7 protein-coding genes are annotated in these 6000 nt (G+C 61.8%); 1 reads left to right on the plus strand and 6 read right to left on the minus strand.

Annotated features, from left to right (window positions below):
- Positions 1-255: 255 nt before the first annotated feature.
- From BRAO375_RS14235 to BRAO375_RS14245, 3 genes are all read right to left on the minus strand, one after another.
- Entirely contained in the window at positions 256-1194 is a 939-nt protein-coding gene (locus BRAO375_RS14235) for a TauD/TfdA dioxygenase family protein (RefSeq protein ID WP_009028173.1), read from the minus strand.
- Between the two features lie 32 nt (positions 1195-1226).
- Positions 1227-1430 carry a hypothetical protein gene (locus tag BRAO375_RS14240; protein ID WP_009028174.1) on the minus strand — a complete coding sequence of 68 codons (204 nt, stop codon included), beginning with the start codon at positions 1428-1430 and terminating at the stop codon, positions 1227-1229.
- A 434-nt stretch (positions 1431-1864) separates the two neighbouring features.
- Positions 1865-2056, minus strand: coding sequence for a hypothetical protein (locus BRAO375_RS14245; protein ID WP_139031378.1), 192 nt, complete (start codon positions 2054-2056; stop codon positions 1865-1867).
- Positions 2057-2465: 409 nt separating this feature from the next.
- On the opposite strand from BRAO375_RS14245, the gene BRAO375_RS14250 reads away from it, so the two are divergent.
- Positions 2466-3410 (plus strand): hypothetical protein, encoded by a 945-nt coding sequence (locus BRAO375_RS14250; protein WP_009028176.1) that lies wholly within the window; start codon positions 2466-2468, stop codon positions 3408-3410.
- Between the two features lie 93 nt (positions 3411-3503).
- On the opposite strand, the gene BRAO375_RS14255 is transcribed toward BRAO375_RS14250, so the two are convergent.
- The 3 genes from BRAO375_RS14255 to BRAO375_RS36315 all read right to left on the minus strand — a co-directional run bounded on the left by BRAO375_RS14255 (position 3504) and on the right by BRAO375_RS36315 (position 5926).
- Positions 3504-4772, minus strand: a complete 1269-nt coding sequence (locus tag BRAO375_RS14255; protein ID WP_502688892.1) for a phage exclusion protein Lit family protein — start codon at positions 4770-4772, stop codon at positions 3504-3506.
- Positions 4744-5550, minus strand: coding sequence for a hypothetical protein (locus BRAO375_RS14260; RefSeq protein ID WP_035640277.1), 807 nt, complete (start codon positions 5548-5550; stop codon positions 4744-4746). Before BRAO375_RS14260 ends, BRAO375_RS14255 begins: the two co-directional genes overlap by 29 nt.
- A 94-nt stretch (positions 5551-5644) precedes the next feature.
- Positions 5645-5926, minus strand: coding sequence for an HWE histidine kinase domain-containing protein (locus tag BRAO375_RS36315; RefSeq protein WP_009028179.1), 282 nt, complete (start codon positions 5924-5926; stop codon positions 5645-5647).
- Between the last annotated feature and the right edge of the window lie 74 nt (positions 5927-6000).

The following is a 6000-nucleotide window of genomic DNA, read 5'->3' on the forward strand; positions in this document are numbered from 1 at the left end:
GTCTCCGGGCAGTTTCATGCGACTGCATGGAGCTTGGCCGGAGCCGGCCGCCATGACAAGCCGGCGGCCGACATAGCAACGTTCCTGCTTCGCAGGGCAGCTGCGTAGGACGGGTTTGCTCGTACGCACAGGCGCCCGATCGAGATGTTCTTCACTGCGCCGTCAGCTCCACCTGGACATGGCAGGCATGACGTCATCGCAGCGATATCACGCCGGCCGTCGCCTCGACCCGCTCGCACCCGCAGCTCGGAGGCCCTACTCCGCGGCCTCGCTGAGATCGAGCCGTGCCCGTGGACTCTCGCCGGTGACCACTGACACCCGCTCGCCCCAGCGCTCCTCGGGATAGTAGTCCCACACGGCATGATGCTGGCTCGCCCAATTGTCCGAGACAAGCAGCGAGTTGGGCCGCCACTGTACGCGCGTCTGCAGCGCCAGCTGACTCTCGACATGGCGGAACAAGAGCTGCAGTAGCGCGTCGCTCTCACGTCGTGTCAGTTGCACGGTGTGCGAGGTGAAGGAGGCGTTGACGTAGAGGAATTTGCGGCCGGTGCGCGGATGGGTCACGACCACCGGATGCTCTGACTGAGGATAAGTCTTGCCGGGATCGGGCTTGGCGCCGTAGCCGGCGGTCCAGGCCAATGATCCGTCGTGGATCGCGGTCAGGCCGTCGAGCAGCTGCTTGATCGGATCCGACAGGAATTCATAGGCGAGATACATGTTGGCGAAGGCGGTGTCGCCGCCGAGCGGCGGCGTCTTCGTCACCCGCAAGAGCGAGACCGCGATCGGGCTCGGGTCGCAGGACACGTCCGGATGCCAGCCGTCGCCGGCGGTGAAGCGCGAATTGGCATCCGTCTTCCACGACAGGAATTCCGGATCGAACCGCCCATCGTGACGGAAACGCGTCGCCGCGAGTTCGTGCCGGTGCAGCGACTTGCCAAAGCGGCGCGCGAAGCGCTTGTGGTCCTCCTTGGAGATGTCCTGATCGCGAAACACGATCGCCAGATTTTCGTCGAGCGCGCGGTGGATCTCGGCGAACTGCGCCCCGGACACATCCTTTGCCAGATCGACCCCGCCGATCTCCGCGCCGACCGTCGGACCGAGTTGCCGGACCTCGATCGTCTGGTAGCACTCGCGCTTGATGGCGTTCCACGCCTGGATGGCGAGCTTGTCGTTGAAGTCCCTGTAGAAGCTCATGAGCGATGATCCTTCGCTGTCAATGGAAGGCGTTAGACGGCGGTGCGGCGGACGCGTCCGCCACCGCTGGTGATGAGCGCACGGGCGGCGCGTTCGGCATCACGCGCCGATGAGAAGGACTGCCCTTCCAGGCTGTCGAACGCGCGCTCGGACGAGAAGAAGCTGAAGCCGCGCTCGTCAGCCGTGACGATGCCGGCGGTGCGGTTGAAGATTTCGATGACAAAGGCTGTGGGCATGATTGATCATTCGCCGCCTTGCACAGCGGCGCTCCTGTCGGATCTGCAAAATCGATGAATGAGGTGAGTTCGGCTGCAGCGATCAGCAACAGGCCCCGGTCGCCGCCGAGAAGCAGCGTCCGGCAAGGCGCTTGCGCACCAGGCGACGGGCTGCGGTTCTGGTTCTCATCTGGCGATTCCCGGTCGAGGGATGACGGCGCCGACTATCTGCGCAGGACGTGATCAGGTCAATGAAATGGGGATTCAAAGATCGCAGCGCCGCACGCCGTTCGTTTCATGACAGCGGCGACCGACGCGAATAATCGTTCAGCACGGCGCGAGATCGGTTTGCAACCGACTTGCAGCGGGTCGTTCCCGCGCGACGGATCGTCGTCACATCTCCAAACGCCGCGCGTCGATCCGACCTGCCCGAGCCTTCCGACCAACCGACTCCATCACTGCGGCACGGCCACCACGGCGATTTGCATCAGGCCAAGCTGGTCGAACAACTCTATTCGCTCACCGTTCAGCACCGGACGATAGCAGCGACGTCTATCATCGGAGATCGAGAGACAGAGCTTGTCCTCCGTGACCGTCCATGTCGCGGCTTGAGGTCCGAGCGACTGGTCCCAGTGCGGATAGCTCATCCGACCGTCGGGCTCGAACCGCATCGTGAACGGACCATCCTTGAGGCTCTGACCGAAGCTGATCGTCTTGCCGCGAAATTGTGCGGCCGGGGCCTCCCCTGTCGGCCGTCGCTGCAGCGAGCGAGGCGTCCGCCTGGCAGTCTCGCGTTAGGTCATCTCAAACGCTCCGGTCGGCGCCAGGGAGGTGCCGCGCGGCCGCAACCGAAAGTAACAGTCGACACGACCAAAGGGCCGTCATTGACCCATACCGCAAGCTGCATGTCGCGCCCCAACGGATCGGAAAGCCCATGTCACGAAGTTCCAAATTGGGATAATTGCCGACTTTGAGCTAGACCCTAGCGGAGATATTGACCGTGCCCGGGCTGCAATTTGGTTGCGATCTCTTTGCCCGCCTGATGGAGACTTGTGAATGGCAAGACAGAGGGCGAAAGCGCTCGACACCAACTCACAGCGTCGGGTGCTGGCCGAGTTGCTTGCGCTAGGTGAGCGTCATTGGGAATTCGTCGCGACCTTGCAACAGGCAGGCTGGGACGTCGTCAACCCACGGCTCGATTTCGAGGTCTCCTTTGCCGAGAGCGAAGAGGAGCGATCCGAATTCCGGCGCTACGTGGTCGAGTCGACGAAGATAGGCCTCGCCAATCCCAACATTCGCTTCCGTCTGCCCGAAGGCGAGCCCCATTCGACCGAATATATCGACCAGCTGCGCCGTCGCCGCGACGAACAGTTCAAGAGCAGCCTTGCTCCGGGTCAACGGCCTCTGTGGATGAACGAGCTCGATCCGTGCCTGCGCCGGATGGCACAGCTGCGATATGCCGATCAGGCTGTTTTCAGCCGACGCTTCGAGTCCGTGCAAGCCGAGGAGAAACAACGGCGCGTCCACGAGACCGCCCGACACGCTTCCAGCATGTCGAGGGAGTTCAGCGAGGAGTTGGATCGGCCTGCACGTTTCTACCGGGCGGTCATGGAGCGCGAAACCCGGCCGCTGGGTTTCACCTACGACGCCGGAAGATCGACGAGCGACCGTGCGGTGTTGTCCAAGCAATTGATCAACGGATGGGACCTCTGCCTCTCGCCGGAGCCGCTGGCCTGGTTTCCCGGCAGAAACGACGGGCAAGCGGTGACGATTCTAAGCCTCCAGGACCAGCATCATCGTAAGCCGGTAGCGCGGGCCAAGTGGGATCAGGTACTGATCATCGAGCACACGAAATTGGTTCGTCATTTTGATCATCTCTACAAAACTTTCGCGTCCCTCGATGAGTTGGAGGTGATTCTTATGGCTCGGATGTACCTTTTGTCGTTGGTGATCAAGGATATCGAGGCCAGTTTGCTGGTGGGCCTTGCCGAGGTTGTTTGATCGCCGAGGTTGGCCGGCCTTCCCGAGCGGCGACGAATCGAGGATGTCGGCCTGTGACCCTCAGCGGATGTGTGCGTTCGCCGGATCGTTGCTTTAGGGCTGCCCTTCGAAATGAAGCTGAAGCCGGGGAATTTCAATTGCCTCCTGTAACGGCTTTTCGAAGTGTAGGGCGGCGTTGATCGCCAGAAGCCGCGCGGGCGAACCGCCATCGGGTTCATCGCTCACCTTGGGAGCGAAGATCCTCTCGTACAGGAAGTCGAGTGTGGCGCCTGGACTGGCGAGCAGGAACCGCGAGACGTGCTTGGCAGCGGCGCGCATGTCGTCCTTCGACCTCTGGGTTACGCTTGCAGTATAGGCTTCAAAGACTTCGGAGAGCCGCCGCGTCGTTTCGGCGCGTCTCCGCCGTACCTCCTGTGTGACGAAACCGCGCAGCGCCTCCAGGATGTGCCGAACCGCCAATGAAGGCCCTGCGAGCTCGTACCCCCGTTCGCCGCACGCTTGCAGGAACTGGTTCCGCACTCGAGCGAGCCTATCGTCGGGCGGAGGGTGGGCCTGCTCCTCTTCTGCAGAGGACTCATGCATCATTCCGGCCGCGTTAAGGAATACCTCTGCGCCTATCAGGGCGGCTGCGGCACTCTTGCCCTGCGACGCGAGAACGCGCAGGAACATGGCAAGCCCATCCCGATCCGCGGCATATTCCTTTTCCCATGTATCTGGTAACGCGCTCACGGTGACTCCCGCGAGCGTGGCGGCGCGGACCGCCGTCTCTGCTCGGCGGAACGTCATGACGTGGCCCAGTTCGTGACACATGGCAAAACGCTGCGCTTGGGCGCTGAGGTTGGCTGCTAGGCTCGCCGACTCCTCCCCGAGTTCCAGCGGTTGTTGTATCCGCGGCTCTTTGGCCCGCGATGTGGCCCAATCCACAACACTCGAAAGCCACTCCATCGCTTGCATTGCGTTGTGCTGTTCGAGAGTCAGAGCGACGGCTCTCGAGAACGAATACATCGCTCCGTAGAAGCCCAGATTGTAGACAATTACCGCCCCGTCTCGCGTGGGGACCGCCAGCGCGTTGATGGTGTTCGATGGACGGGCCTGAAGGACTAGGCCCGCCGGGCCGAGACTTGTAATCCGCTGCACCACGTCGGGCAGATGGTCTAGCAATTCGCGCAGCATGAAGTCCATAAACCGCCCGGAGATCATCTCCTCAAGATAGGCGTCGTCTCCACTCGCGATACTCTTGGCCACCTCGTCCGGCCTTAGGAGCGGTCTCTTTAGGTCGGGCAGCGGCGGAAGTCGAGCGAGCAACTCGGCGGTACTGGGAGGGACGACAGCTTTATCGCCGGACAATGGCAAAGTACTCATCTTCAAGATCGCCTTCTACAGGACGCATCGTTGTCTCCTCGATCTGGTCGGGGTCGTTACCGATTGCGCCATAGGCCTCGAAGTCACGCCACCAGAGCCAACCCCGCCAGCCCAGGTAGAGCAACCGGGCGGCCAGCACGGAGCCATCTGCAAAGGACTGGAATTGCGCGCCTGCCGAGGAATTGACGAGACTGAGCTTGCCTGCCAGGGAACCAATCGGGGGCACGGTGCCACCCACGGGATCGACCGACGCTGCTGCTACTAGCGATGCGTTGTGGCCCTCTGCGGTAAAGACGATGCCGGCCCCGGTGAGCTGCTGTGTTACCACGATGGATTCACCCTTGTGGAGCCGACCCTTTCGGGCTGCGTCGACGATGGCCGCGCGCACGGCACCCATGTCTGCGTATCCGTTCCACCACATTGCCGTGCCGTGGATGCTCGCCCCGGCTTCCCGGCCGAACTTTACCATCACGTCGCAGCTTGCGTGTACGGGTACAACTGATTCACCTGGGCTCTTGCCCGCCGCAGTAATTTGGACTTCGATCTGGTCGTTGCTTTGGAACTGCCAGGGTGTGTCCTTGCGCTGCTGAGTCGGGTCCACTTGCAAGCCAGTCACACCGCGGAGTTCCAGCGTCGTCTCAGGGCGGAATTCGTTGCCCCGGACAAAGCCAACTGAGCCCAAGGCAAGGTTGAAGGTCGGCTCCAGGTTGACGATCCACCCATTCCCGAGGCCCCGGCGCCCCACCCATGCTTTCGCGTACACGTCACGGAGTGTCATCTGCAACGCCTCCTTCAGCTTCGCTGCACCATTCACATCGATAGAACGCTACCCGGAGGCGAGGATTGATCTAACTCAACAAGAGGTCGAGCGCTTAGCTAAAGATCGACTGAATGGACACGGTGGGATGTCCGAGGTTGGCGCAATGCGGCCCGGTCTGATCGGCTGGACCAGTGCCGATCAGTGCCAAGGTCTCGGCGTCGGCGACTACTTGGAACCGTCCCAGAAGGGCGTCCCGATATTGCTCCGCGGGCCGCCCTTCGACCTCCATTTGTTTGGCAACAGAGCGCACGATCGCCAGCAGGTTCTTCATCCGATGGCGCGTGTCGGCGAGGAGAATGTCCTTTTCGGTATCCCGGACGCGACTGTCGGTCACGTCTTCAAAGAGGATCAGAATGGTGCTATTGATTAAGACCGCTCAGTTGGCTGGTTGTTAATTCAGGCGAGACA

The organism is Bradyrhizobium sp. ORS 375 (assembly GCF_000239775.1).
In the GTDB taxonomy this organism is placed as follows: Bacteria; Pseudomonadota; Alphaproteobacteria; order Rhizobiales; family Xanthobacteraceae; genus Bradyrhizobium.